The sequence below is a fragment of the Lentzea sp. HUAS TT2 genome (genome assembly GCF_051853195.1).
Lineage (GTDB): Bacteria > Actinomycetota > Actinomycetes > Mycobacteriales > Pseudonocardiaceae > Lentzea.
The window spans coordinates 5032578-5057237 of the sequence record NZ_CP196667.1 but is presented as its reverse complement, the minus strand read 5'-3'; the positions used below and the strand labels follow the sequence as shown (position 1 = coordinate 5057237).

The window sequence follows — 24660 nt, the reverse complement described above, 5'->3', positions numbered from 1 at the left end:
GTATCTGCGCAGCGGAAGCGGGCACTTACCAACTGTGAGCGATCAGCTGCCCCTGGTCGGGCGCGAGAGAGAGCTTCGGACCGCGTTGCGTGCGTTGGCCGTGGACGGCGCGGTGCTGCTGTCCGGCCCTCCGGGCGTGGGCAAGACACGCCTGGCCGCCGAGGCGCTCGCCGCTGTGCCCCACCCGGTGGTGCGTTGTTACGCCACGGTCGCCACGTCCCGGATTCCACTCGGCGCCATCGCGTCGCTCGTTCCCACCGATCTGCCCGCCTCGCAGGGTTCGATCCTGCCGTCGTCGTCTGTGCGCGCGGCCGCCGAGCACCTCTCTCGTGGCGGGCGCCGGGTGTTGTTGGTCGACGACGCTCATCTGCTCGATGACGCGTCGTTGTTGGTGTTGCAGCATCTTGTGCGCCACCGACTGACGCGGGTCATGTGCACCGCACGACCTGGTTGGGGCATGGAGGGCTTGACCGTCGTCGGGGTCGACGCGCTGGACCAGGAGCGCGCGAACCTGTTGCTGGCGACGGCTCTGGGCGGGCCCGCCGATGCCTCGACTAGGCACCTGGTGTGGGCGAACAGCCAGGGGAACCCGTTGTACCTCAAGGAACTCGTCGCTGCGGGCCGTCATGGTGGCGCGTTGACCGAGACCGAGGGCGGGTGGAGCTGGAGCGGGCCGCTGGAGCTGTCCGGGCGGCTGGCCGAGCTCGTGGACCTGACGCTGGGACGCCTCGCGGACCCGCAGCGGCGCGCGCTGGAGCTGCTCGCGTACGGCGAACCACTCGAACGCGAGCTGATGCCCGTTCCTCAGGACTTGGTGGACATGGGGTTCGTGCGCGTCGGTGACGACGGACGCGCGCGCGTCGCGCATCCCCTTTACAGCGCGCGCCTGCGGGCGACTTGCCCGACGTTGCGGGCACGAGCGCACCGCCGTGCGTTGGCCGATCGGCTTGAGGCAGAAGGTGCGGACAGGCCCGGCGACGCGGTGCGGGTCGCGACGTGGCGGCTCGACAGCGGGACGGTCGAGTCACCGGACGTGCTGGCGCGTGCGGCCGAACAGGCACTGTCCGCACAGGACTGGGAGCTCGCCGAACGGCTCTCGCGGGCCGCCGTGGCGCGTGGGGCGACATCGCGCGTGGGGCTCGTGCTGGGTCTTGTGCTGATGTACCAGCGTCAGTGCGCACAGGCGGAAGAAGTGCTCGCCGAGACCATGGCTGCCGGCGGCGACATGCTGACGGTGATCCAGGTCGGCTGTACGCGCGCGTTCAACCTGTTCTTCGGCCTCGGTGACGAAGAAGCCGCTGTGGCCGTGCTGGACCTCGTGACCGCACGGGAGTTGCCCGCCGAGTTGGAACACGCGGTGCTGTTCTTCGCGATGACGTTCGCGCTGGAGGCCGCGCCGCTGGGAATCGCACGGCTGGGTGGTGCGCTGCTGATCGCCGAGGGCGGCTGGGCGGCGACGGCGGGACGGCAGGTGCTGGCGTTCGCGGACCAGTTCGCTGGCCGCTACGCCGACGCCGTCGCGCGGATCTCGGCCAACCACGAGGCGGTGCTGGCGACGGCGGGCCGGTTCCCGTCGTTGATGAGCGCGGCGAACGGTGTGCGCAACGAGAGCATGCTGCGGTGCGGTGACCTGGTGGGGGCGGAGCGGCGGGGCGCGCAGGCGCTGGCCGAGGTGATCGAGGAGGACCGCTGGTCGGTCACGCAGGTGCCGCCGCGGGTGCTGCTGAGCCAGTGCGCCCGGTTGCGGGGCAAGGCCGCCGCGGCGGTGCGGATCACCGCGGAGGGCGTGCCGGACCCGGCCGCGCAGCCGATGATGTGGGACGTACTGCTGCTGGCCGAGTTCGCCGCCGGTGCGGCGTTGCAGGGGCAGTCCGATCGCGCTTTCCGGGCCTTGGTTCGCGCGGAAGCCGGGTTGCGGCCCGCGTGGCGTATCGCGGAGTTCGCTGTGGGGGCCGCACGGTCGTGGGTGCTCGCCGGCGCCGGACGCGTCACCGAGGCGATGCAGGCCGCCCTGGACAACGCTGCCAAGGCACGGGAGCACGGCGCGCACTCCGAGGAGATCGGATCGCTGCACGACGCCGCACGGTTCGGTGCGGACACATCGCCGCGTCTCCTGGAGTTGGCGAAGTCGCGCAAGGATCCGCTCACGACCGCGTACGCCTCGCACGCCCAAGCGCGCGCGTTGCGTGACCCGGCGGGGCTGGAGGAGGTAGCGGCGGCGTTCACGGCGTGCGGTGCCACGTTGTACGCGGCCGAGGCGCTCGCGGAGGCCAGCAGGCTGTCGCGGTTGCACGACCGGCCTCGTGACGCGGACCGGCTGGAGCGGCAGGCGTCGGCGCTCGCGGAGTCGTTCGACGGCGCGACCACGCCCGGTCTGGTGGTGACGAGCACGCTCGCCGCGTTGACGCCGCGTCAGCTGGAAATCGCGCGTCTGGCCGTGGCAGGGCTGACGAACGTGGAGATCGCCGAACGGCTGACGATCGCCAAACGCACCGTGGACAACCATCTGCACACGACCTACGCGGCGGTAGGCGTCACTGGACGGGGTGGCTTGCGCGCGCTGTTCGGCCAAGGGGCGTAAATCGAAGTGCGCGGTGAGCCGGAGCTTCGGCACACTGCGAGACGTGTGGCCGTTCGTGGGCAGGGTTCGGGAGCTCGAGGACGTGATGTCCGCGCTCACCGATGCCGACGAGAAGGGCGCCGCGCTCGTCGGCCCCGCGGGTGTGGGCAAGACCAGGCTCACGGACGAGGTCGTCGCACGGCTGGAGAGATCCGGTCTCGCCGTGCAGCGCTGTTACGCGACGGTGGCGACGTCCGCGATCCCGTTCGGTGCGATGGCCGCGATGCTGCCCGCCGACATGCGCACGGCGAATCCGCTCGGCCGCGCCGTGGAGCACATTCTGTCCGGACAGCAGCCGTTGGCGATCGTGGTGGACGACGCGCATCTGCTCGATGACGCCTCCATCGCGTTGCTGCATCACGTGATCCGGCACGGGCACGCACGCGTGTTGGTGACCTCGCGTCCTGGCGAACGCACCGAGTTGTGGCAGGAGGGCCTGCTGCGGCGTTATCCGGTCGGCGACCTGTCGCGGGCCGAGTCCGACCTGCTGCTCGAACGCGCGCTGGACGGTCCGGTCGACACGCGGTCGGCGGCCCTGCTGTGGTCGGCCAGCGCGGGAAACCCGTTGTACCTCAGGGAACTCGTCGTGTCGGGCTGCGCGGTGGGGGCGTTGCGCGCGGACGACGGAATCTGGGCGTGGCACGGCGAGATCGAGCTCGGCGGACGGCTCGGCGAGCTCGTGCAGTCCAACCTCGGCCGCCTCGAACCGACGCACCGGCACGCGCTGGAACTGCTCGCCTACTCCGAGCCGGTGGAACTGGACCTGCTCGCGTCACTCGTGCAGGAAGAAGTGCTGGACGACCTGGAGACGCGGGGACTGATCCGTGTCGTGCCATCGGGCCGTCGCATGGTCGTGCGACTAGGGCACCCGTTGTACGGCAGCCTGCTTCGCAAGACATGCCCGACGTTGCGCGCGCAGTCACACCAACGCGCGTTGGCCACCGCGCTGGAGGGCACAGGCGCACGTCGCCGTGAAGACCTCATGCGCATCGCCACGTGGCGCCTCGACAGCGGCTCGCCGATCTCGGTGGACCTGCTCACCGCCGCCGCCGAACAGGCGTGGGCCGCGCAGGACGTGACGCTCGCCGAACGCCTGTGCCGCGGCGCCGTGGAGGCCGGCGGGCTGAACCGGGTCGGGCACGTGTTCGGCCAGGTCCTGATGCACGGCCGCGCGCCGGAACAGGCCGAGGCCACGCTCGCGGACGTGATGGCGGGCCCGCTGTCGGCGGAGGACCTGAGCAGGCTCGGCGCCACCCGGTCGATGAACCTGCACTTCGGCCTGGGCGACGCGGACGCCGCCACCGCGGTGCTCAACGCAGTCGACACGCCCGCTCTCCCCGCCGACCTGCGTGACTGGCTCCAGGTGGTCCGCGTCATCTCGGAGGCGCAACACGGTCACGTAGCAACGGTGCTCAAACGCACCTATCAGCCCGTGGCGCCCCATCTTTCCGTCCACTTGCGACGAACCAGAGCGTTGTGCCTCCTGCACGCGGGCCGCTATCGGGAGGTCGCACAGGAGATCACCGCCTACGAGGCGATGGAGGACCTGACCGAACCGGACGACGGCGCGTTGCGCATGCGTTGCTTCGCGCTGGCGTTCGCCGGCCATCTCGCCGAGGCGGAAGCCCTCGCGCTGACGATGTACAACCGGAGTTTCGACGAGTTGGCGTTCACCGGCGCGACCTCGCTCTACAGCGTGTTGTCGTTCTGCGCGCGCATGCGAGGCAACGGCACCCAGGCCCTGCGTCTGGCCCGCGAAGGCAGTCCCAGAACCCCTTCCCGCCCTTTGATCTTCGACGCCATCGCGCTGGCGAACCTGGCCGGCGCCGCGGCCCTCAACGGCGAGACCACCCTCGCCCAGGACGCCCTGGCCCGCGCCGACAAGGCCCGCCGCCCGGCCTGGCGCCTGGCGGGCACCACGGTCTCGGTGACCCGCTCCTGGGTGCTCGCCGGCACCGGTGACCTCCGTGCCGCGGCCGACGCCGCCATGGCCGCCGCCGACGAATGCGCCGAACTGGGCGTGCACGGCAGCGAGGCCATCGCCCTGCACGACGCGGCCCGCTTCGGCGTGGACACGTCCCAGCGCCTAGCGGCCCTCACGTCCACGATGGACGACCCGATGACGTCGGCCTACGCGGCACACGCGACCGCCCTCGCGCACGCCGCACCGGCCGCCCTGGAGGCCACGGCAACGGACTTCCAGCGCCTGGGCGCCACCCTCTACGCCGCCGAGGCCCTCGCCGCCGCCACCCGCCTGCACCGCACCCAGGGCAACGCCCGCGCCGCCTCCCAGGCCTCGGCCCGTCAGGCTCTCCTGATGCGCGACTTCGACGGTGCCCGCACCCCGGCCCTGTGCGCCGGCGGTCTCACCCACCTGACGCGGCGCCAGGCCGAGGTCGCCCGCCTCGCCACGTCCGGGCTCACCAACCAGCAGATCGCCGAGCGGCTCCACACGTCCAAGCGCACGGTCGACAACCACCTGCACGCGATCTACGGGGTGCTCGGGGTGACGGGTCGCGACGAGTTGCGAACCGTGCTCGGCCCGTCCTGACCTCGACCGATATCCCATATATCGGTTGTCGCACGCCGCCGCTCTTGCCTCTTCGCCATCCGGTACATCGCGTCCCGACCTGCCCGTACACCTTTGCAATGAGTCTTTTGACTTCGTCCGCAAACGTTTTTTGCATCCGGTGGACGGTGACGAGCGGACGGGCAACGGGCGACGAAGCGGTCGACACCTCGCCGATATCCGATATATCGCCTGCTGGACATCGGCGTACTGCCCGCTCGGCCCCGCACACCTCAGCCAGACGAAAACGACGCGGCCGGCGTCCCCCCGAAGGGAAGCGCCGGCCGCGTCGAAGCAGAGCGGGGTCGAACTCAGTAAAGCGGGATCAGTCCCTGGACCTGTCGCGGGACTCGGCGTCGACGACGCGCTTGAGCTCGTCCATGTCCGGGGTGAGCAGGTCGTCGGCGGTGCGTGCCAGCACGTCGTCCTCCTCGGCCGCCTTGGCCTTGGCCTCGGCTTCCTCCTCGGCCGCCTTGAGGCGCTTGTCCGCGCGGCGGACCGCCCAGACCGTGGCGAGGAGGGCGATGGCCATCAACGGGTAGCCCATGCCGAGGCGCGCGACCGCGAGCCAGCCGACCTGGTCCTCGTCGTAGAGCCAGCGCTGGACCACGAAGCGGGCGAAGAAGACGAGGGCCCACACGAAGGTCGCGATGTCGTAGTCGCGGACCGTGGCCTTGTCGGAGCGCCAGGAGCGGTCTCTGCCGTTGAGGACCGTCCAGATCACGCCGGCGAGCGGCCAGCGCACGATGATCGACAGCAGGAACGCGCCGCCGTACACGACGCTCTGCCAGATGCCGAAGAGGAAGAACCCCTTGGCCTCACCTGTCTTGTAGGCGATGAACGCCGCGATGCCCACGCCGAAGACGGCGGAGATCGCGGGCTGGACGGTGCCCTTGCGCACGGCCAGCATCACGCCGATGACGACGGACGCGGCGAGCGCGCTGATGATCGCGGCCATCAGGTTCTTGGTGGCGAAGTTGACGATCACGAAAACGACGACGGGCAGCGATGAGTAGAGCATTCCGCTCACGCCGCCCATCTGCTCGAGGAGAGTGGGCTGCTTTTCGGTCTCAGCTGAGGTCATGAAGCGTTCTGCAACTCGTAATAGGGGTTGTAGAGCACCTTGCGCCCGTCGCGCACGGCGATGCGGCCTCGGGCCTTGATCGTCCGACCAGGCTCGATTCCCGCGATGCGACGGCGGCCGAGCCAGACGAGGGTGACGCCCTCGGTACCGTCGTAGAGCTCGGCTTCCAGTGTGGCGGCCGCGTCCCTGGGACAGAGCTCCACGCTGCGGAGCCTGCCGAGGACGGTGACCTCCTCACCGGACTTGCAGTCGCAGGCCTTCACCGCGCCGACGGCCTCCGCTTTTCGCGACAGGTCGTCCGCGTCGAGCTCGGTGACGTCGCTGGTCAAGCGACGCACCAAGCGGCGCCAATAGCCGCTCATCCCCGACTCCTGCATTGCTCAGGTGGCCCCGTGGTGTGGACCGTCTGACAGTGAGGGTACGCACGGGCAACGACAATCTCGGGCGTGCCTGCCGAGACTGTGCTTCTCCTGCCCGGAACCGCCTCTGACGAGGTGTTCGTCCGTTCCGTGTTCACCGAGCCGTTGTCGCAGGTCGGTGCCGTTCTCACCGCACCACGTGTTCGCACACTGAGTGATCGGTTGACGGCCCTCGAAAATGCCCCGGCAGGCCACCCGATCGTGGTCGGTGGTGTCTCACTGGGCGCGCACGTCGCCGCGCGGTGGGCCGTGGCCAACCCGGACAGGTGCGCGGGCCTGGTCCTGGCGCTCCCGGCGTGGTCCGGTGCCCCGGACGGGGCTCCCGCGGCGCTCGCGGCCAGGGCGAGCGCGGAGATCGTCAGGACCCAGGGGCTCACGACGGCGCTCGCCGGCACGACCGGCTGGCTGCACGACGAGCTGAACCGGGCCTGGCGCGGTTACGGCGACGAACTCGTGCCGCATCTGGAAGAAGCCGCGGAGTCGCTCGCGCCGACGCTCGACGAGCTGAAGTCGCTGAACGTGCCTACGGGGATCGTCGGGTGCACCGATGACCCGGTGCACCCGATCGCAGTCGCGCGGGCATGGACGGAAGCCATCCCACGCGCCGTGCTCGTCACGACGACGCTGGACGCCTACCCGCACGCGCTGGGGCGTGCGGTGCAGGCGTGGCAGCGGGCTCGTTAGCCCTCTTGCTGCTGCTGGATGTGCCGGGCGATCGCCTCGGGCAGCTCGACCGGCAGCGGGGTGCGGGGCGGCATCGGCTGCTCGCCGCGCACGACCACGGTGCCGCGCAGCATCTGCCGCAGCGCCGAGGAGTTCTGCTCGAAGTGCTCCTCGGGACCCGCCGCGACACCGCGCAGCATCCAGCGAGGGCCGTCGACGCCGACGAAGAGGATCTGCACGCCCTGGTTGCGCGCGGTGATCTCCTCGCCCCACTCGCCGTTCTCGCGGTTGATGCGGGCGCCGTCCTCCTTGAGGCCGTCGATCAGCTCGGCGCCGACCTCCCGCCAGAGGCCGCCCGACTTCGGCGCGGCGAACGCGCTGACCGTCAGCTGGCCGACGGACGTGAGGACGTGCACGGCGCGCACAGAGCCGTTCTGCTGGTCCATCTCGACCTGCAGCTGGGCCTCGTCGGGCATCGGCAGCTGCACCGAGCCCAGGTCGAGCCGCTCGACGTCGTCATGGGGCGCGACCGTCGAGTCCCACGGGCCTTCGACGTCGTCGAAGACCTCGTCGTGCTCCGGACCGGTCTCGACCGCCCCCGAGGAGTGACGACCGCGCTTGCGGCGCCTTCCGAACATGCCCCTACCCCTCCGCCTTCATCCGGGCGAGCACCACGTGCCCGCCGGTCGAGCCATAGCCTCCCGCACCGCGTTCCGTCTCCGGCAACTCGGTGACCTCGCGGAACACCGCGTGCTCGACGCGTTGCACGACGAGCTGGGCGATCCGGTCGCCGCGCGACAGCACGATCTGCTCACGAAGATCATGGTTCACGAGGCAAACGCGGATCTCACCGCGGTAGCCGGAGTCGATCGTGCCCGGCGTGTTCACGACGCTCAGCCCGACCCTCGCGGCCAGCCCCGAGCGCGGGTGCACGAACCCGGCGAACCCGTCGGGCAGCGCGATGGCGACACCGGTGCCGACGACCGCGCGCTCTCCTGGTGGAATGACCACGTCCGACGTGGTGACCAGATCAGCGCCCGCGTCGCCATGACGGGCGTAGGCGGGCACGGGAACCCCCGGATCGAGCCGGGTCAGCAACACCTCGACGCTGGGCACGGCGGCCGAGATTACCCTGACGACGTGAGTGAGACTGCCGTGACCGCCACTACGACCTTCCGCGAGCGCCTGTACGTGACGTGGTGGATCTGGCCGCTGCCGCTGCTCGCGGCCGCGTTGCTGGCCGCCGAGGTGCACATGGGCTTCCCCGGCGTCCGTTCCTGGCTGCCGTACGTGATCCTGCTGCCGCTGACGATCGTGCTGATCGTGCGGATGGGGTCCACGAAGGTGGAGGTCGCCGACGGCGAGCTGCGCGCGGGTGACGCGCACATCCCGCTGGAGCTGCTCGGCGAGGTGGAGATCATCGCCGCCGAGGACCGCCGCCGGACCATGGGCCGCGAGCTCGACCCCGCCGCGTTCGTCGTGCACCGCGGGTGGGTCAAGCCGCTCGTGCGGGTGCGCGTGAACGACCCGGACGACCCGACTCCCTACTGGGTGATCAGCACGCGGCGCCCGGACGAGCTCGCCGCCGCGATCAAGTCCTGAAGAACACAACTGGGCGCCACCCGAGAGGGTGAGCGCCCAGTTTTTCTTCGGCGGACTGAACTCAGGCGCAGTCCCGGCAGATGTACGTGCCGCCGTTGTCCTCGGCGAGCCTGCTGCGGTGGTGCACCAGGAAGCACTTCGAGCACGTGAACTCGTCGGCCTGCTTGGGCAGGACCTTGAACGTGAGCTCCTCGCCGGACAGGTCGGCGCCCGGAAGCTCGAAGTTCTCCGCGCTCGCGTCCTCGTCGACGTCGACGACGCCGGACTGCGTCTCGTTCCGCCGGGCTTTCAACTCCTCGAGGGAGTCCTCAGCGAGTTCGTCCGCCTCGCTGCGACGCGGCGCGTCGTAGTCGGTCGCCATCTTCTTCACCCCTGCGGTCTACGGAGACTGTTCGTGTCGCTGGTTAACGCTCCAGCGACCTCTTTTGTGCCCCACGTCAAGGTGACGTAGGTCTCGCACACCCGGCGGGCAAGCCAACCCCCTTGACGTGACCGTCGGCTTGATCGAAATGTGTGCGGAGCGCGCAGAGGGTAGCTCATTGCCGGAGTGCCTCGACATCGGGTTACCCCTTACCGACCGGACGGGTGACACAACCTTTCTACGCTGGACCGATACCCTGTGCGGGAGCACACGCGCTCCGGCGTGCAACCTGGCGCCGGGCCGGTACCGTCCTGACTGTGAGCAAGCAGGCCGGTGCGGTGGGTCACGCACGTCGAGGCGCGCAGCAGTCGGGCAGGGCCTAGGCTGGTCGCAGGGGACGGATCACGGGGAGGACTTCGAACGTGGGATCCGCATCGGGAAGCTTGACGCCTTACAAGAGGCGTCGGCCCGTGCCCGCGCTCGTCCTGTTCGCGGTGCTGTTGGTCAGTTCCGTGTTCGTGTGGGTGAAGGTGCTCGGCAACGCGAGTGACGTGGACGCGGCCATCAAGTGCAACGCGCCCGGCAACGTCGTGGCGACGTCCGCGACAGCGGCAGCGGACCCGGCCGCCGGGCAGGAGCAGACGGCACCGCCGCCCGCGCTCGGCACGGTCCTGGAGCACGACGCGCTCGACCGCACGAACCCGGCGCCGGTCGGCGACGTGAACTTCAAGGTCGTCAACGCCTCGACGCAGCGCAACCACGCGAAGGCCGTCGCGACGATGTTCACCGAGCTGGGCCTGAAGCAGGCGGCCGAGCCGGGCAACGACCTGATCTACCCGGCGGGCGACATGAACTGCCGCGGCCAGATCCGCTTCGGCGCGCCCGGCGCGTCGGCGGCGAGGACGTTGTCGCTGCTGGAGCCGTGCCTGGAGCTCGTGCGCGACGACCGCCAGGACGCCACCGTCGACATCTCGATCGGCAAGAAGTTCGACGAGGTCAAGCCGAACAGCAACGCCCGCAAGGTGCTCGACCAGCTCAAGGAGTGGGCGGAGCAGCAGCCGGAGCAGCAGGGCGGCCAGGTCGCCGCGGCCGCACCGCCGACGCTCAACGCCGACAACCTGGCCGGCGCACGCGACGTGAGCTGCTGACTTCCCTCCGGGCACGCGCTACCTTGCGCGCATGGGGGTTGATCTTCTTCCGGACGAGCACGTCCTGTGGCAGGGCAGACCGGCGAGTCGCTCTGTGTTCCTGCGCGTCGATCCGCACTGGATGCGGTTCAGCCTGAAGTTCGATGCCGTGATGTTCGTCCTGGTGGTGGCTGTCGGCGCGCTGCTGAGCTGGTGGTCGGGCCCGCTGGACCCCGGGATTCTCAAGGTCCTCGCGGCCGTGGTGATCGCGCCCGAGATCGTCCGGTTCGTCGAGCCGTTCGCCTGGCGCCGCTTCACGCTGCACCGCACGACCTACTACGTCACCGACCAACGGGTCGTGTCCGTGCCGGGCCGGCGAGCGCGGTCGACGCGCCTGAACGAGATCGAGCACCTGACGTTCGCCGAGGAGCCCGACGGCTCCGGCCACGTCCGGCTCGACGGGCGGTACATGCCGGACGGTTTCGGCAACAGCGCGGTGGCCGAGCTGATCCACGTCCCCGACGTCCGCGAGGTCGTCACCCTGCTCTCCAGGCTCAGCGGCAAGCCCGCGAACGAGCGCTGAAACGGCCCGCTTGTGCAAAAGACGTTTGCGGACGTCCGCAAACGTCTTTTGCACAACCAATATATTGGCGCGCTGAACTGCGGTTTCAGACCTTGCCGTAGCCGGACTCGACGAGCGCGCCGTACAGCGCGTCGGCGATGCCGGGGGTGGCGGCGAACGTCGCGTCCTCCCCCAGTTCGGGCGACGAGCCCGGCAGCCGCACGACCGCACCGGCCTCCGCGGCGATCAGCCCGCCGGCCGCCCAGTCCCACCGGCCGAGGGCGTGCTCGGTGTAGGCGTCGAGCCGTCCGGCGGCCACCGAGCAGAGGTCCAGCGACGCCGCACCGGCCCGGCGCAGGTCGCGCACACGGGTCGACATCCGTGCCCAGGCGTCGGCCTGTCGCTGACGCCGCTCCGGCCGGTACGCGAACCCGTACCCGAGCAGCGACAGGGACAGGTCCGTCGTCGCGGACACCCGCAGCGGCTCACCGTCCAAGTAGGAGCCGTAGCCGCGTGCGGCGGTCCACACGCGACCTGTCGCCGGCTCCACCACGGCGCCCGCGACGGACTCGCCGTCGAGCTGCGCTGCGATCGACACCGAGTACCAGGGGATTCCGTAGAGGTAGTTGACGGTGCCGTCGATGGGGTCGACGACCCACGTCAGGCCCTCGACGACGGTTCCGCCCTCCTCCTCACCGAGCACCGGTTCGCCGGGGCGCAACTCGGACAGACGCGTCCGGACGAGTTGTTCTGAGGCACGGTCCGCGGCCGTCACCACGTCCGTGGAGGTGCTCTTGGTGTCGAACGAGATCACGGCGGAAGCACGCATGCGCTGAACAAGAGCGCCCGCTTCCCGTCCGATGGCCGTCGCGATGTCGACGAGTGGCCGGGGATCGAACACGACCGGTTCCCTCCTGCGTCACTAGCACGGGACTATCGGACAACGTCAGGCTAATGTCTGCGCACCACAGGTACTGAATCGAAACCAGCAGGATCGAGTAGGAAGGACCACGGGGATGGGCATCACCCGCGGGTTCGGTGTGGACATCGGCGGCTCCGGCGTCAAGGGCGGCCTGGTCGACCTCGAAGCAGGAGCACTGGACGGCGAACGCATGCGGATCCCCACGCCTCAGCCTTCGACACCGGAGGCGGTGGCGGAGGTCGTCGCGGAGATCGTCGAGAAGTTCCAGTGGGACGGCCCGGTCGGCGTCACGCTGCCGTGCGTGGTCAAGCACGGTGTCGCTCTCAGCGCCGCGAACGTGGACAAGGGCTGGATCAACTGCGACGCCCAGAAGCTCTTCGCCGAGCGCCTCAAGCGCAAGCCGGAGGACATCGTCGTGATGAACGACGCGGACGCGGCCGGCATCGCGGAGATGTCGTTCGGCGCGGGCGTGGGCAGGAACGGCACCGTGGTGCTGCTGACGTTCGGCACGGGTATCGGCAGCGCGGTGTTCCTGGACGGCAAGCTCGTCCCGAACACCGAGTTCGGTCACCTCCAGGTCGACGGGCACGACGCGGAGACGCGGGCGGCCGCCTCCGTGAAGGAGGAGAAGGACCTGTCCTGGGAGGAGTGGACGCCCAGGGTGTCGCGGTACGTCAACGTGCTCGAGGACCTCATCTGGCCCGACCTCGTGATCGCCGGTGGGGGCGTGAGCAAGAAGGCGCACAAGTGGTTGCCGCTGCTCGAGGTCCGCACCGAGGTGGTCGCCGCAGCGCTGAAGAACGACGCGGGCATCGTCGGCGCCGCGTGGGCCGCCGCGCACGGCGTCAGGCCCTAGTGAGCGTTCGACACCGAAACGTGTCCGACTCGATCTAGCTGCGGGAACGCAGGTGAGAGCGCCTCGAAGCACCTCGGGGCGCAACACCGCGTCACCGACGTCGTTACAATGGAACGCACACCCGCCAAGCAAGATCGGCGGGGAGATCCCCTGAACTCTGGCGACCGAGGTTTCGCGCCCTCTGGTTTGCCTTGAACGACCGTCGCGAAAGGGCGTACGTGGCAGCCGCAGAAACCGCAACCCGACGCTCCAGCTCCGCCGCGAGCGCCGCCAAGACGACCAAGGCGACCGCGGCCGGCGAGGCCGAGGAGAAGCCGAAGCGCAAGACGACCGCTGCGGCAGCGAAGAAGCCCGCAGCCGCCGCCAAGGCGCCGCGCAAGACGGCCGGCAAGGCCGATCCTGCCGCGAAGGGCACCGCCAAGAGCGGCGACGAGCCCGAGGACATGGAAGGCGCTCCCGGCGCCGAGGACCTGGTCGAGGACGTCGAGATCGTCGACGAGCCCGTCGTGGACGAGCCGGAGGAGGCGGAGGACCCCGAGAACAAGGGTGACTTCGTCTGGGACGAGGAGGAGTCCGAGGCCCTGCGCCAGGCGCGCAAGGACGCGGAGCTCACCGCCTCGGCCGACTCGGTCCGCGCCTACCTCAAGCAGATCGGCAAGGTCGCCCTCCTCAACGCCGAGGAGGAGGTCGAGCTCGCCAAGCGCATCGAGGCGGGTCTCTACGCCGCCGAGCGCGTGCGCCGTTCCGAGGAGGAGGCGGAGAAGCTCACCCCGCAGCTCCGTCGTGACCTGCGCTGGATCGTCCGTGACGGCGAGCGCGCCAAGAACCACCTGCTCGAGGCGAACCTCCGTCTCGTCGTGTCGCTGGCCAAGCGCTACACCGGCCGTGGCATGGCGTTCCTGGACCTGATCCAGGAGGGCAACCTGGGTCTGATCCGCGCCGTCGAGAAGTTCGACTACACCAAGGGCTACAAGTTCTCCACGTACGCCACCTGGTGGATCCGGCAGGCGATCACCCGCGCGATGGCCGACCAGGCCCGCACCATCCGCATCCCGGTGCACATGGTCGAGGTCATCAACAAGCTCGGTCGCATCCAGCGCGAACTGCTCCAGGACCTGGGCCGCGAGCCCACCCCGGAGGAGCTCGCCAAGGAAATGGACATCACGCCCGAGAAGGTGCTGGAGATCCAGCAGTACGCGCGTGAGCCCATCTCGCTGGACCAGACGATCGGTGACGAGGGCGACAGCCAGCTCGGCGACTTCATCGAGGACTCCGAGGCCGTCGTCGCTGTCGACGCCGTCTCGTTCACGCTGCTGCAGGACCAGCTGCAGTCCGTTCTCGCGACGCTGTCCGAGCGCGAGGCGGGCGTCGTCCGGCTGCGCTTCGGCCTCACCGACGGCCAGCCGCGCACGCTGGACGAGATCGGCCAGGTCTACGGCGTCACGCGTGAGCGCATCCGCCAGATCGAGTCCAAGACGATGTCGAAGCTGCGTCACCCGTCGCGTTCGCAGGTCCTGCGCGACTACCTCGACTAGGTCTTACCCAGTCATACGCACACAGCCCCGCACCGGTTCGGTGCGGGGCTGCTGTGTTTTCTGAGCAGGGCGAGATCGAACGCACGCGAAAGATGAGTACCCCTGTACTCATGTGCCGCCCATGCGTCCGCGACAGCATCAGTGTGGAGCTGTGCCGGAGGGGTGCACAGGGGCAGTTCCGGACATCGGAACAAGGGGGCACGACATGGGCAGGTCGGTACTCGAAGGGGCTTTCTCACTGCTGGACAGGCTGATGGACGAGGGCGAGCTGGGGCTCACCCAGCTCGCCGACCGCTGCGAGATGCCGAAGACGACGGTGCACCGCCTCCTGGAACAGATGGAGGACCTCGGCGCCGTGGAGAACGTGCGCGGCCGCTACCGCGTCGGCGCGCAGATGTTCCGGTACGGGCAGGCCTGGGAACCTGCTCCCGGAATCCTGCGGGTGGCGCGGCAGCCGCTGCGGGCGCTGTCCGCGACGATCAGGACGTCGACGATCCTCGCGGTGCCGCGGCGCGACCGGGTGCTGGTCGCGGCGGCGAGCATCGTGCGGGCGGAGGACGTGGCCCGGTTGCGGCCGGGGGCCACGGTGCCGACGGGCATGGAGTTCGTCAGCGCACCGGTGCGCACACCGTCCAGCAGCGTCATCGGCACGGTCTCCGCGGTGCTCGACAGCGGGCGCAGCGCCACGGCCCTCAGCGAGGCCGTGAGGCATGCCGCACGGGCGATCAGCGCGGCCCTCGCGAGCTGATCGAGCGGGACCGGGCAAGCGTCCGGCCGGGATTTTGATCACGGTTCCGCGTCCGAATCGTGGGACGTTCGTGACCTGTTCGCGGAGGGCGGACAAGGGCAAGCGATATCACACTCCCGGCCGCACGCAACCGACCGGATGGCCTGAACGTGCTGCTCCACCAGCGGGTTTTCGATCGCTCAGCGTGCGTGTCAAGACGGTGAACCGGTGGCGAACGCAGGTGTAATCCTGCTGCAGGCGGGTAAATCGCATAGTGACGCGAGTCGCCACGCACACGGGAACACTGACTATCGCCAAAACGTCTGTCAGAGTGGAGCCAGCGAGCACCGCGCACCTGCCAGGGGCGCTGTGGTCGCAGCTTGGTAAGAGGGCACCGGAACACCTCAGTTCCGTTGCCGGGACGGAGGGAGATTCATCATGACTGCAGCACTCACCCGCCCCGAGTTGACCGCTGCCGACCGCTGCGACCGCTGCGGGGCTGCTGCCCAGGTTCGCGCTTTGCTCCCGTCCGGGGGCGAGCTGCTGTTCTGCGGGCACCACGCCCGGGCGCACAGTGAGAAGTTGCGCGAACTCGCTGCTGAGATTCAGCAGGGCTGACTTCCACCCCACCTAGCCGCTCGGGGCGGAGATCCTCCAGGGATCTCCGCCCCCTTCGCTTTCCAGACGTTCTAGATGGCGTCGAGGACCGGCTCGAAGGCCAGTTCGGCCGCGCCGATGAGCTTCGCGTCCCGCCCCAGTGGCGACGTCACGACCTGGGTCCCGCCTACCGCGCGGGAGACCATGCTGCGCCGCTGCACCGCCGAGCTCACCGACTCGACGACGGACGCCGGCAGCGCGGTGTAGAGGTCGCCGAGCACGACCATCTCCGGGCCGAGGACGTTGACGATGTTCGCGAGCCCCAGTGCGAGCCAGTCGGCGAACTCGTCGAGCACCGACGGGTCGTCGAGCGCCCGCAGCGCCGCGACCACGGCACCGCGCGGGGCGTCGTCGGGAAGGCCCAGCGCCCGGCACAGCGCCGGTTCGCCGACCTCGGTCTCCCAGCAGCCGTCGCAGCCGCAGTAGCACCGCAGGCCGCGCGGGTTGACCACCATGTGCCCGAGCTCGCCGACGTAGCCGGCGGAGCCGCGCAACGGTTGCCCCGAAAGGATCACTCCCCCGCCGACGCCGACGTCCGCGGAGATGTAGACCATGTCCGAGGACTCGCGGGCCGCACCGCGCACGTGCTCCGCGAGCGCCCCCAGTTCCGCGTCGTTGCCGACCTGGACCGGCAGCTTCAGCACCGCCTCCAGGCGTTTGCCGAGCGCGACACCGGTCCAGTGCAGGTTGGGCGCCTCGTGGACGTGCCCGTCGGCGCGTCGCACGACGCCGGGCACCGAGACCCCCACCCCGACGGCGGTGGCGTCGAGGTCGTCGGCCATGAGGCGCGCCGACTCGACGATGTGCGTGATGACCTCCCCCGGATCACGCGTCCGGTGCAGGTTCCAGCTGTCCCGCCCGAGGATCTCCCCGCCGAGGCCGACGAACCCCATCGCCACGTGCTCCACGCGCACGTCGATCGCGATGACGACGGCGGCGCTGGGCTGGGGCAGCACGAGAAGCGACGGACGGCCCGCTCCGCTGCGCAGAGCGGGCACGCGTTCGGCGACGACACCGGCTTCGGCGAGGCCGTCCACCAGGGCCTTGATCGTGCTGCGGTTGAGACCGAGCTCGACCGCGAGCGACGCCCTGGTGGACGGTCCGTCGATGTGCAGGCGGCGCAGCAGCGCCGTCCTGTTGTGCCTGCGGATCTCGTCGGGACGGGTGCCGGACGTGGGTCCAGTCACCGCGTCATCGAGCCGCGGTGGCCGCCCGGCGGCGGGACAACGCGTCGACGCTCGCGGCGAGCAGCAGGACGAGTCCGGTCACGATGAACACCACGGCGGCGGGCTGCCGGAGCAGGCCCATGCCGTTCTGGATGATCGCGAGCACCGCGCCACCGATCACCGCGTCGCGCAGCCGGCCCTTGCCGCCGAACAGCGACGTACCACCGATGACGGCCGCACCGACCGACAGCAGCAGCGTGTTGCCGGCGCCGGCGTTCGGGTCGACCGAGCCGACCTTCGACGAGTACACGATCGCGCCGATCGCGGCCGCCGCGGAGGCGATCACGAACACGCTCATCCGGATGCGCTCGACGTTGATACCGGCGCGGCGCGCGGCTTCCTTGTTGCCACCGACGGCGTAGATGTGGCGGCCGTAGCTGGTGCGGTCGAGCACGAACGTGCCGACCACGAGCAGCACGAGCACCACGGGCACCACGTACGGAACGCCCTCGATGATGACGAGGGTGCTCGGCGCCCGGTTCTGCGAGAGCGCGTAGGTGATCAGCGCCGCGAGCAGTGCGAGAGCACCGATCTTGGCCAGCACCAGCGACGTGGGCTGGGCCACGAGTCCCTTGCGCAGCCGGGAGAAGTGCCGCATCAGCACGATCGCCGCGTAGCCGCCGACGGCGACCACGAACAACACCCACGAGCCCACGACGTTCAGGTTGCCGTTGGCGACGTTGAAGATCGTGTCGTCACGCAGGCCGAGCGTGCCGCCCTGGCCGATGAGCTGCAGCACGACGCCGCCCCAGACGAGGAACAGCGCCAGGGTCACGACGAACGACGGGATGCCGACCTTCGCGACCAGGAAGCCGGTGACGCAGCCGATGGCCGCGCCGACGCAGATCGCGAGCAGCATCTCGACCCAGGGGTTGGCGGGAACGCCGACCGCGGCGATGATCAGCGCGATGGCCGAGAGCGCCGCACCCGCCCAGATCTTCATCAGCGCGGCGAGCACGATCGCGAGCACGAGCAGCCCGCAGAACACGTAGAACACCGTGTCGCCCATGCCGCCGAGCAGGTTGCCGTTGTGGATCAGGTGCAGCGCCATCACCGACGCCGTAACACCGGACGCGGTACCGGCCGCCAGGTCGATCTCACCGAGCAGCAGCACGAACACCAGGCCCATCGCGATGATGGTGATGCTGGCGCCCTGCTGGAGCAGGTTGGCGAGGTTGCCGAGGGTGAAGAACGTGTCGGACAGCGAGCTGAACACGATGAGCAGCACGACGAGCCCGAGCAGCGCGGGGAGCGAGCCGAGCTCGCCCCCGCGGACCCTGGACCAGTAGTCGCGGATCGCCTCGCCCGTGGACTGGGACGTCGTGTCGATGCCGAAGTCGGAGATGGCGCCCGTTGCCGCGGTGTCCTGCGAGGGCGTCTCGGTGGTGTCGGTCATGCTGGCCTCTTCGGAACTCATCAGATCGTCGCCGCCTCGGGGCGGGCGATACCCAGGTCACCGGAACGCCCGGCGGTGATCAGCTCGACCACCTGGCCGTGCGTGACGTCCTTGGACGACACAACGGCGGCCATGCGTCCGAGGTAGAGGCACGCGATCTTGTCGGCGACCTCGAAAACGTCGTTCATGTTGTGGCTGATCAGGACGACGCCCAGGCCCTGTTCCGCGAGCCGGCGGACCAGGTCGAGCACCTGCCGCGTCTGCGCGACGCCGAGTGCGGCGGTGGGCTCGTCGAGCAGCACCACCTTGCTGTTCCACAGCACGGCCTTGGCGATCGCGACGGTCTGGCGCTGACCACCGGACAGCGAGGCGACCTGAGTGCGCACCGACTTGACCGTGCGCACGGACAGCGACGCCAGCGTCTTGCGTGCCGCCTGCTCCATGTCGGTCTCGTCGAGCAGACCGTTCTTGGTGCGCTCACGGCCGAGGAACATGTTCTGGACGATGTCGAGGTTGTCGGCCAGAGCGAGGTCCTGGTAGACGACCTCGATCCCGAGCTCGGCGGCCTCGCGCGGGCCCTTGATGTGGACCGGCTGGCCCTCGAACAGGACCTCACCCGAGTCGGTCGGGTGGATGCCCGCGATGCACTTGACCAGCGTCGACTTGCCCGCGCCGTTGTCTCCGACGAGGGCGGTGACCTCGCCGGGGTGGACGTCGAGGTCGATGTCGTGCAGGACGTGCACGGGACCGAAGCTCTTGTTGATGCCGCGCAGCTCGAGAATCGGCTCGCTCACTGGGTTTCCTCCGTGGTTACACGTGGCGAGAGGCGGGGTGCGATGAACACGCACCCCGCCTTCGTCACGAGCGGTGTTACTTGATGCCGAGCTCGGTGCAGGCAGCCTGGGTGGCGGCCACGCAGACCTCGGAGGCCTTGACGAAGCCGGCGTCCACGACGACCTTGACCTTGTCGCGGGTGATCAGCTGCGAGGTGAGCAGAACGGACTTCACGTCGCGGTTGGCCTTGGAGTCCTTGGTGACACCCGAGGCCAGCTTGTCGGCACCCGCCGTGTCGCCCTTGGCCAGCAGGCCGGCGAGCTTGGCGGCGGCCTCAGCCTCTTCCTTGATCGGCTTGAAGACCGTCATGTACTGGTCCTTGAGCAGAACGGCCTGCAGGCCGTCCGGGGTCGCGTCCTGACCCGTGACCGGCACCTTGCCGTTGAGGCCGACCTTCTTGAGGACCGTGATCACAGCGCCGGCGAGGCCGTCGTTCGCGGCGACGACGCCGTCCACCTTGCCGCCGTTGCTGGTCAGGATCTGCTCGAAGACCTGGCCACCCTTCTGGTTGTCCCAGTTGTCGATCGGCTGGGACTGGACGAGCTTGAGCTTGCCCGAGTCGTAGAGCGGCTTGAGGATCTTCTTCTGGCCGTCCGCGAAGAGGGTCGCGTTGTTGTCCGTCGGCGAGCCCTCGATCTCGATGACGTTGGCGCCCTGCGGCGCGTCCTTCATCGCGTCGGCCAGGCCCTGGCCCTGCAGTTCGCCGACCTTCACGTTGTCGAACGACACGTAGTAGGACGAGGTGCCACCGGTGTTCAGGCGGTCATAGTCGATGACCTGGATGCCCTGGGCCTGTGCCTTCTTGGCGACAGAGGCGCCGACCTCGGCGTTGGGCGTCGCGATGATCAGGACCTTGACGCCGGCGTTGATCATGCCGTCGGCCAGGGTGCTGAACTTCTGGACGTCGCCCTGGGCGTTCTGAATGTCGGGGACCAGGCCCTCGGCCTTCAGCGCGGCCTCGAGGAGGGGCTTGTCGAAGCCCTCCCAGCGCGCGGAGCTGGCGGTCTCAGGAAGGATCACGCCGACCTTCGCGCCATCGCCGCTGCCAGCGTTCGGGGTCGAGCTTCCTCCGGTGCCGGAGGACGTGTTGGCGCCGCACGCCGAAACCGCCAGGGCGAGGCCCGCGGTAACAGCGATGGAAGCGAGAGTCTTGCTGCGCATCCGCCATCCCTTTCACTGCGCTGTGTCACAGAGAATGTTGTGGCGCACAACGTATGCCGGACATATGCGTGACCGGAACCACACTGGATCGATTAAGTCGCAACGATGCGGTAACCCTGACGAAATCTGACTACCGAGAGTCGCGAGAGCGTTACCACCGCGCTACTGATTCCAGCGGCGCCATATGGGATGTCAGCCCACGGCGGACACTCGCCTGTCACCTCCCAGTCACCCCTAGGTTGGATGGATGGCCTTCGACAAGGAAGCCGCCGAAAGGCTGGCGCGCTCGTTCGGTTCCGAGGCGGTCCGCTACGACCGCACCCGTCCGCGTTATCCGGAGGAGCTGATCGGGAAGCTCGTCGCCGCCAGCCCCGGCCAGAGGGTCGTCGACGTCGGCTGCGGAACGGGCGTCCTGTCGCGGCAGCTGATCGACGCCGGCTGCGAGGTGCTCGGGGTCGAGCACGACGAGCGGATGGCCGAGTTCGCCCGCGGCACCGGGGTCGGTGTGGAGGTGTCGAAGTTCGAGGACTGGGACCCGGCGGGACGGGAGTTCGACGCCGTCGTCGCCGGGCAGTCGTGGCACTGGGTCGACGCCGAGACCGGTCCGGCGCAGGTCGCGCGCGTGTTGCGGCCGGGCGGGGTGTTCGTGGCGCTATGGCACGTGTTCGGGACGCCGGAGCCGATCGCCGACGCCTTCGTCGCGGCCTACGAGAAGGTGGCGCCGCAGCTGCCGTACCGCGTCGGCCACTCCTACGACGAGGCGTTCCAGTCCTACCAGCAGGGCTGCGTGCGCACGGCCGACGCGTTCGCCGCCACTGGAGCGTTCACGGACAGCCACCAGTGGTCGGTGAACTGGGAGCAGACCTTCACGACGGCCGAGTACCTCGACCTCATGCTCACCATGAGCCCGATGGCCCTGCTCAGCACCGAGCAGGCCACCGAGCTCCTGTCCGGGGTCGGCGCTGCGATCGACGCGCTCGGCGGCACGTTCAGCACGCGCTACAGCACGCTGGCCGTCGCCGTCACCCGCAACTAATATATCGGATATCAGCCCTGCTACCAGGAGCGCAGGGTCGAGATCCGCTCTTCGAGCTGCTCGATGGTGGCCATCGCGGTCGGTGGCCCACCGCAGTACTCGCGCAGCTGGTTGTGGATCTTGCCGTGCGGCTTCTTCGTGCGATGGTGGTGCATTGCGACGAGGGTGTTGAGCTCCTTGCGCAGTGACGCGAGGCGTTCCTGCACACCGGCGGGCCTCGCCTCGCGCACCGCGACCTCGGGCTTGGGGCGTTTAGCGGCGATCGCCATCTGCTCCTCCTGCCGCTGCATCAGCAGGGTGCGCACCTGGTCGGGCTCCAGCAGTCCCGGCAGGCCGAGGTACTCCTGCTCCTCAGCGGAACCCGCGATGGTCGGGGCGCCGAACGACGAGCCGTCGAAGATGACCTGGTCGAGCTCGGCGGTGGTGCCCAGGGCCGTGAAGGCGCGTTCGTCCTCACCGGGTTCGTCCTTGACCGCGTTGGCCGCGGCCATCAGCTCGTCGTCCCAGCCGTCCTTCTCGCGGTGCGGCTTGCCCAGGACGTGGTCACGCTCGGCCTCCAGCTCGGACGCGAGCTGCAGCAGCACCGGCACCGACGGCAGGAACACCGAGGCGGTCTCGCCGGGCTTGCGGTTGCGCACGAAACGGCCGATGGCCTGCGCGAAGAACAGCGGGGTCGACGACGACGTCGCGTACACGCCAACGGCGAGCCGCGGCACGTCGACGCCTTCGGACACCATGCGGACGGCGATCATCCAGCGTTCGTTCGTGGCGGCGAACTCGGCGATCTTGCCGGACGCCTTCGGGTCGTCCGAGAGGACGAGCGTCGGGATGTGGCCCGTGACGCGCTCGAGCACCTGCGCGTAGGCCTTCGCGACGGTCTGGTCGGTGGCGATCACCAGGCCGCCCGCGTCGGGCAGGCCGTTCTCGCGCTTCTGCGTGAGTCTTTGGTCTGCGGCACGCAGGACGGACGCCACCCAGTCGCCGGCCGGGTCCAGGGCCGTGCGCCACGCCCGCGCGGTCTGTTCCTGCGTCAGCGGCTCGCCCAGGCGGGCGGTGAACTCCTCACCGGCGCTGGTCCGCCAGGACGCCTCGCCCGAGTACGCGAGGAACAGCACGGGCCGCACCACGCCGTCGCGCAGCGCGTCGGAGTAGCCGTAGGTGTGATCGGCCTTGGACGTCTTGAAGCCGCCGTTGCTCTCCTCGTACTGCACGAACGGGATCGGCGAGTCGTCGGAGCGGAACGGCGTGCCGGTGAGGCAGAGGCGGCGGACGGCGGGCGTGAACGCCTCGCGGATCGCGTCACCCCACGACTTCGCGTCACCGCCGTGGTGCACCTCGTCGAGCAGCACCAGCGTCTTGCGGTTCTCCGTGCGCACCCGGTGCAACGTCGGATGAGCGGCCACCTGCGCGTACGTCACGGCCACACCGTGGTAGTCGCGGGAGGTCATCGCGTTGGTGTTGCGGAAGTTCGAGTCGATGTGGATGCCCTGCTCGGCGGCGGCCTTCGCCCACTGGTGCTTGAGGTGCTCCGTGGGCGTGACGATCGTGATGGTCTCGATCGTCCGGTCGGCCAGCAGTTCCGCGGCCACCCGCAGCCCGAACGTCGTCTTGCCCGCTCCCGGCGTCGCGACGGCGAGGAAGTCCTTGGGCTTGACGGCGAGGTACTTGGTCAGCGCGCGCCGCTGCCATGCCCGCAGCGGTCGCATTGCTGCTGTCGCTGTCACAGACGTGTTTCTCCTCATTTATGCAGGTCAAACATGGCAGCGCCCTCAGGCGGACGATGGCCGAGGGCACCGCGACTCTACCTGTTCCGGGCGTCGATGCCGCGAAACGTGGCGGTATGCACCATGCTTGTCACGCGATGGGTTCGCCTTCCGACAACGACGCACGCAGGTCCGGCCGCAAGGGGCCGCTGCGTCTACTCGCGCGCACGCTGTCGAAGGCGTGGCAAGGGAACATCTTCTCAGAAGCCGCCGAGGCCGCGTTCTGGCAGACGCTGTCGTTCCCTCCGCTGCTGCTCGGCGTGCTGGGCTCGATGGGCTGGATCGGCACCTGGTTCGGTCCCGAGATCGTCCAGTCCGTCCAGGAGAAGATCATCGGGTTCACCCGGACGATCTTCAGCGCGGACGTCGTCAACGGCGTGATCCAGCCGACGGTGGTGGAGATCCTCTCGACCGGCAAGGGCGAGATCGTCTCCATCGGCTTCCTGATCTCGTTGTGGGCGGGATCGTCGGCCATGTCGTCGTTCGTGGACGCGATCACGGTGGCGCACGGGCAGTACGGCGTGCGCAACGAGCTGTGGCAGCGCATCTTCGCCCTGCTGCTCTACATGGTCTCGCTGGTGGCGCTGGTGATCGGCCTGCCGGTGCTGGCGCTCGGCCCGGACGTCCTGCCGCAGTTCTTCCCGACGTCCTGGCAGCCCTACATCACCACGTGGGTCGGCCGGTTCTACTACCCCGGCGTCGCGCTGCTGCTGGTGCTCTCGCTGTCGCTGCTCTACAAGGTCGCGCTGCCGCGGCGGCTGCCGTACCACCGCGTGCTGCCCGGCGCGATCCTGGCGATGGCGGTGTTCATCCTGTCGTCCATCGGCCTGCGCCTGTACATCCAGTGGATCACCACCACCGGCTACACCTACGGCGCGCTGGCGACACCGATCGCGTTCCTGCTGTTCGTGTTCTTCATCGGCCTGGCGATCACCATCGGCGCGTACTTCAACAGCGCCATCCAGGACATGTGGCCCGCCCGCATGACCCGCCGCCAGCGCCGCCGCTGGCGCAGGCTGGAGATGGAGCGCGCGGCGTCCCGCATCCGCGAGGAGAACGCGCAGCCCGTCCCGGAGGCGGACAACTCCGTCTACACGGCGCCGTCCCCCGCGGACACGCAGCTGACGACGCCGCTCAAGATCCAGGAGCAGCGCTCGCACTCCGAGGAGGAGAAGCAGCGCGGCTAGGCGTCACGAGAACAGCAGCGCCCGCTACCTCGGGGTGTCCGAGGCACCGGGCGCGTGGTCGGTCTGGGGGCAGGCTCAGTCGCCGTCGCCGCCGGGAGGCAGGTTCTCGTAGATCTTCTTGCAGTCCGGACACACGGGCGAACCGGGCTTCGGCGACCGCGTGACCGGGAAGACCTCGCCGCACAGCGCTACCACGTGCGTGCCCATCACGGCGCTTTCGGCGATCTTCGCCTTGCGCACGTAGTGGAACATCTTCGGGGTGTCGTCCGAAGACTGGTCGGTCTCATCCGGCCGTACGTCGACCTCAGGAAGAGTCTGGGTGCTCACGCGCCCAGGGTACCTGGGATGATGTC

24 protein-coding genes are annotated in these 24660 nt (G+C 69.3%); 12 read left to right on the top strand and 12 right to left on the bottom strand.

The annotated features are described in order from the left end of the window. The first annotated feature begins 34 nt into the window (after positions 1–34). Positions 35–2581 (top strand): AAA family ATPase, encoded by a 2547-nt coding sequence (locus ACSHWB_RS25400; RefSeq protein WP_439664476.1) that lies wholly within the window; start codon positions 35–37, stop codon positions 2579–2581. Positions 2582–2624: 43 nt separating this feature from the next. After that, positions 2625–5171: a LuxR C-terminal-related transcriptional regulator gene (locus ACSHWB_RS25395; protein WP_439664475.1), complete on the top strand. Its 2547-nt coding sequence runs from the start codon at positions 2625–2627 to the stop codon at positions 5169–5171. Between the two features lie 343 nt (positions 5172–5514). Here the strand turns inward: ACSHWB_RS25395 and ACSHWB_RS25390 are convergent, their stop codons facing one another. Beyond that, the gene (locus ACSHWB_RS25390; RefSeq protein ID WP_439664474.1) at positions 5515–6273 is read right to left on the bottom strand and encodes a DUF3159 domain-containing protein; all 759 of its coding nucleotides are present in this window, start codon (positions 6271–6273) and stop codon (positions 5515–5517) included. Next, positions 6270–6635 carry an OB-fold nucleic acid binding domain-containing protein gene (locus tag ACSHWB_RS25385; protein WP_036013248.1) on the bottom strand — a complete coding sequence of 122 codons (366 nt, stop codon included), beginning with the start codon at positions 6633–6635 and terminating at the stop codon, positions 6270–6272. The genes ACSHWB_RS25390 and ACSHWB_RS25385 overlap by 4 nt, the downstream gene beginning before the upstream one ends. An 84-nt stretch (positions 6636–6719) precedes the next feature. On the opposite strand from ACSHWB_RS25385, the gene ACSHWB_RS25380 reads away from it, so the two are divergent. Further along, complete coding sequence (locus tag ACSHWB_RS25380; RefSeq protein WP_439664473.1) at positions 6720–7376, top strand: alpha/beta fold hydrolase; 657 nt, start codon at positions 6720–6722, stop codon at positions 7374–7376. Here ACSHWB_RS25380 and ACSHWB_RS25375 read toward each other — a convergent pair. Together ACSHWB_RS25375 and dut are read right to left on the bottom strand one after the other, a co-directional pair. After that, positions 7373–7993, bottom strand: coding sequence for a DUF3710 domain-containing protein (locus tag ACSHWB_RS25375; RefSeq protein WP_439664472.1), 621 nt, complete (start codon positions 7991–7993; stop codon positions 7373–7375). The genes ACSHWB_RS25380 and ACSHWB_RS25375 overlap by 4 nt on opposite strands. A gap of 4 nt (positions 7994–7997) precedes the next feature. Continuing rightward, the gene (gene dut / locus ACSHWB_RS25370) at positions 7998–8471 is read right to left on the bottom strand and encodes a dUTP diphosphatase (RefSeq protein WP_439664471.1); all 474 of its coding nucleotides are present in this window, start codon (positions 8469–8471) and stop codon (positions 7998–8000) included. Positions 8472–8495: 24 nt separating this feature from the next. Between dut and ACSHWB_RS25365 the strand changes: the two genes are divergently transcribed. Beyond that, positions 8496–8957 carry a DUF3093 domain-containing protein gene (locus tag ACSHWB_RS25365; protein WP_439664470.1) on the top strand — a complete coding sequence of 154 codons (462 nt, stop codon included), beginning with the start codon at positions 8496–8498 and terminating at the stop codon, positions 8955–8957. 61 nt (positions 8958–9018) lie between these two features. Here the strand turns inward: ACSHWB_RS25365 and ACSHWB_RS25360 are convergent, their stop codons facing one another. Further along, positions 9019–9318 carry a DUF4193 domain-containing protein gene (locus ACSHWB_RS25360; RefSeq protein WP_030474775.1) on the bottom strand — a complete coding sequence of 100 codons (300 nt, stop codon included), beginning with the start codon at positions 9316–9318 and terminating at the stop codon, positions 9019–9021. A gap of 422 nt (positions 9319–9740) precedes the next feature. Here ACSHWB_RS25360 and cei point away from each other — a divergent pair, with 422 nt between their 5' ends. Beyond that, positions 9741–10466, top strand: a complete 726-nt coding sequence (gene cei / locus ACSHWB_RS25355; protein WP_439664469.1) for an envelope integrity protein Cei — start codon at positions 9741–9743, stop codon at positions 10464–10466. Positions 10467–10497: 31 nt separating this feature from the next. Next, positions 10498–11028, top strand: coding sequence for a hypothetical protein (locus ACSHWB_RS25350; protein ID WP_439664468.1), 531 nt, complete (start codon positions 10498–10500; stop codon positions 11026–11028). An 85-nt stretch (positions 11029–11113) separates the two neighbouring features. Here ACSHWB_RS25350 and ACSHWB_RS25345 read toward each other — a convergent pair whose 3' ends face one another. Further along, a complete protein-coding gene (locus ACSHWB_RS25345) occupies positions 11114–11908 on the bottom strand; it encodes an inositol monophosphatase family protein (protein WP_439664467.1) in 795 nt (264 codons plus the stop codon). A gap of 115 nt (positions 11909–12023) precedes the next feature. On the opposite strand from ACSHWB_RS25345, the gene ppgK reads away from it, so the two are divergent. From ppgK to ACSHWB_RS25325, 4 genes are all read left to right on the top strand, one after another. After that, complete coding sequence (gene ppgK, locus ACSHWB_RS25340) at positions 12024–12785, top strand: polyphosphate--glucose phosphotransferase (RefSeq protein WP_439664466.1); 762 nt, start codon at positions 12024–12026, stop codon at positions 12783–12785. 218 nt (positions 12786–13003) lie between these two features. After that, on the top strand, positions 13004–14320 hold the full coding sequence (locus ACSHWB_RS25335; RefSeq protein WP_439664465.1) for an RNA polymerase sigma factor: 1317 nt from the start codon (positions 13004–13006) through the stop codon (positions 14318–14320). A 205-nt stretch (positions 14321–14525) separates the two neighbouring features. Next, entirely contained in the window at positions 14526–15068 is a 543-nt protein-coding gene (locus ACSHWB_RS25330) for a helix-turn-helix domain-containing protein (protein ID WP_439664464.1), read from the top strand. Between the two features lie 417 nt (positions 15069–15485). Continuing rightward, complete coding sequence (locus tag ACSHWB_RS25325; protein WP_231642793.1) at positions 15486–15665, top strand: DUF7455 domain-containing protein; 180 nt, start codon at positions 15486–15488, stop codon at positions 15663–15665. Positions 15666–15736: 71 nt separating this feature from the next. Here ACSHWB_RS25325 and ACSHWB_RS25320 read toward each other — a convergent pair whose 3' ends face one another. The 4 genes from ACSHWB_RS25320 to ACSHWB_RS25305 all read right to left on the bottom strand — a co-directional run bounded on the left by ACSHWB_RS25320 (position 15737) and on the right by ACSHWB_RS25305 (position 20321). Beyond that, the gene (locus ACSHWB_RS25320; protein ID WP_439664463.1) at positions 15737–16891 is read right to left on the bottom strand and encodes an ROK family protein; all 1155 of its coding nucleotides are present in this window, start codon (positions 16889–16891) and stop codon (positions 15737–15739) included. Positions 16892–16895: 4 nt separating this feature from the next. Next, on the bottom strand, positions 16896–18326 hold the full coding sequence (locus ACSHWB_RS25315; protein WP_439664462.1) for a sugar ABC transporter permease: 1431 nt from the start codon (positions 18324–18326) through the stop codon (positions 16896–16898). A 20-nt stretch (positions 18327–18346) separates the two neighbouring features. After that, positions 18347–19120 carry an ATP-binding cassette domain-containing protein gene (locus ACSHWB_RS25310; protein WP_439664461.1) on the bottom strand — a complete coding sequence of 258 codons (774 nt, stop codon included), beginning with the start codon at positions 19118–19120 and terminating at the stop codon, positions 18347–18349. Between the two features lie 76 nt (positions 19121–19196). Then, entirely contained in the window at positions 19197–20321 is a 1125-nt protein-coding gene (locus ACSHWB_RS25305) for a sugar ABC transporter substrate-binding protein (RefSeq protein WP_439664460.1), read from the bottom strand. Positions 20322–20568: 247 nt separating this feature from the next. Here ACSHWB_RS25305 and ACSHWB_RS25300 point away from each other — a divergent pair, with 247 nt between their 5' ends. Continuing rightward, positions 20569–21357 carry a class I SAM-dependent methyltransferase gene (locus ACSHWB_RS25300; RefSeq protein WP_439664459.1) on the top strand — a complete coding sequence of 263 codons (789 nt, stop codon included), beginning with the start codon at positions 20569–20571 and terminating at the stop codon, positions 21355–21357. Positions 21358–21377: 20 nt separating this feature from the next. On the opposite strand, the gene ACSHWB_RS25295 is transcribed toward ACSHWB_RS25300, so the two are convergent. Beyond that, on the bottom strand, positions 21378–23063 hold the full coding sequence (locus ACSHWB_RS25295; protein ID WP_439664664.1) for a DEAD/DEAH box helicase: 1686 nt from the start codon (positions 23061–23063) through the stop codon (positions 21378–21380). Between the two features lie 155 nt (positions 23064–23218). Between ACSHWB_RS25295 and ACSHWB_RS25290 the strand changes: the two genes are divergently transcribed. Further along, entirely contained in the window at positions 23219–24307 is a 1089-nt protein-coding gene (locus ACSHWB_RS25290) for a YihY/virulence factor BrkB family protein (protein WP_439664458.1), read from the top strand. A 75-nt stretch (positions 24308–24382) separates the two neighbouring features. Here the strand turns inward: ACSHWB_RS25290 and ACSHWB_RS25285 are convergent, their stop codons facing one another. Then, on the bottom strand, positions 24383–24634 hold the full coding sequence (locus ACSHWB_RS25285; RefSeq protein WP_090006425.1) for a DUF3039 domain-containing protein: 252 nt from the start codon (positions 24632–24634) through the stop codon (positions 24383–24385). Positions 24635–24660 lie beyond the last annotated feature (26 nt).

Excerpts from the sequence above, each read along its gene's own strand:
- ACSHWB_RS25390 (WP_439664474.1), bottom strand. The coding sequence starts at position 6,273 with ATGACCTCAGCTGAGACCGAAAAGCAGCCCACTCTCCTCGAGCAGATG.
- ACSHWB_RS25385 (WP_036013248.1), bottom strand. The coding sequence starts at position 6,635 with ATGAGCGGCTATTGGCGCCGCTTGGTGCGTCGCTTGACCAGCGACGTC.
- ACSHWB_RS25375 (WP_439664472.1), bottom strand. The coding sequence starts at position 7,993 with ATGTTCGGAAGGCGCCGCAAGCGCGGTCGTCACTCCTCGGGGGCGGTC.
- ACSHWB_RS25360 (WP_030474775.1), bottom strand. The coding sequence starts at position 9,318 with ATGGCGACCGACTACGACGCGCCGCGTCGCAGCGAGGCGGACGAACTC.
- ACSHWB_RS25350 (WP_439664468.1), top strand. The coding sequence starts at position 10,498 with ATGGGGGTTGATCTTCTTCCGGACGAGCACGTCCTGTGGCAGGGCAGA.
- ppgK (WP_439664466.1), top strand. The coding sequence starts at position 12,024 with ATGGGCATCACCCGCGGGTTCGGTGTGGACATCGGCGGCTCCGGCGTC.
- ACSHWB_RS25330 (WP_439664464.1), top strand. The coding sequence starts at position 14,526 with ATGGGCAGGTCGGTACTCGAAGGGGCTTTCTCACTGCTGGACAGGCTG.
- ACSHWB_RS25325 (WP_231642793.1), top strand. The coding sequence starts at position 15,486 with ATGACTGCAGCACTCACCCGCCCCGAGTTGACCGCTGCCGACCGCTGC.
- ACSHWB_RS25315 (WP_439664462.1), bottom strand. The coding sequence starts at position 18,326 with ATGACCGACACCACCGAGACGCCCTCGCAGGACACCGCGGCAACGGGC.
- ACSHWB_RS25305 (WP_439664460.1), bottom strand. The coding sequence starts at position 20,321 with ATGCGCAGCAAGACTCTCGCTTCCATCGCTGTTACCGCGGGCCTCGCC.
- ACSHWB_RS25300 (WP_439664459.1), top strand. The coding sequence starts at position 20,569 with ATGGCCTTCGACAAGGAAGCCGCCGAAAGGCTGGCGCGCTCGTTCGGT.
- ACSHWB_RS25295 (WP_439664664.1), bottom strand. The coding sequence starts at position 23,063 with ATGCGACCGCTGCGGGCATGGCAGCGGCGCGCGCTGACCAAGTACCTC.
- ACSHWB_RS25290 (WP_439664458.1), top strand. The coding sequence starts at position 23,219 with ATGGGTTCGCCTTCCGACAACGACGCACGCAGGTCCGGCCGCAAGGGG.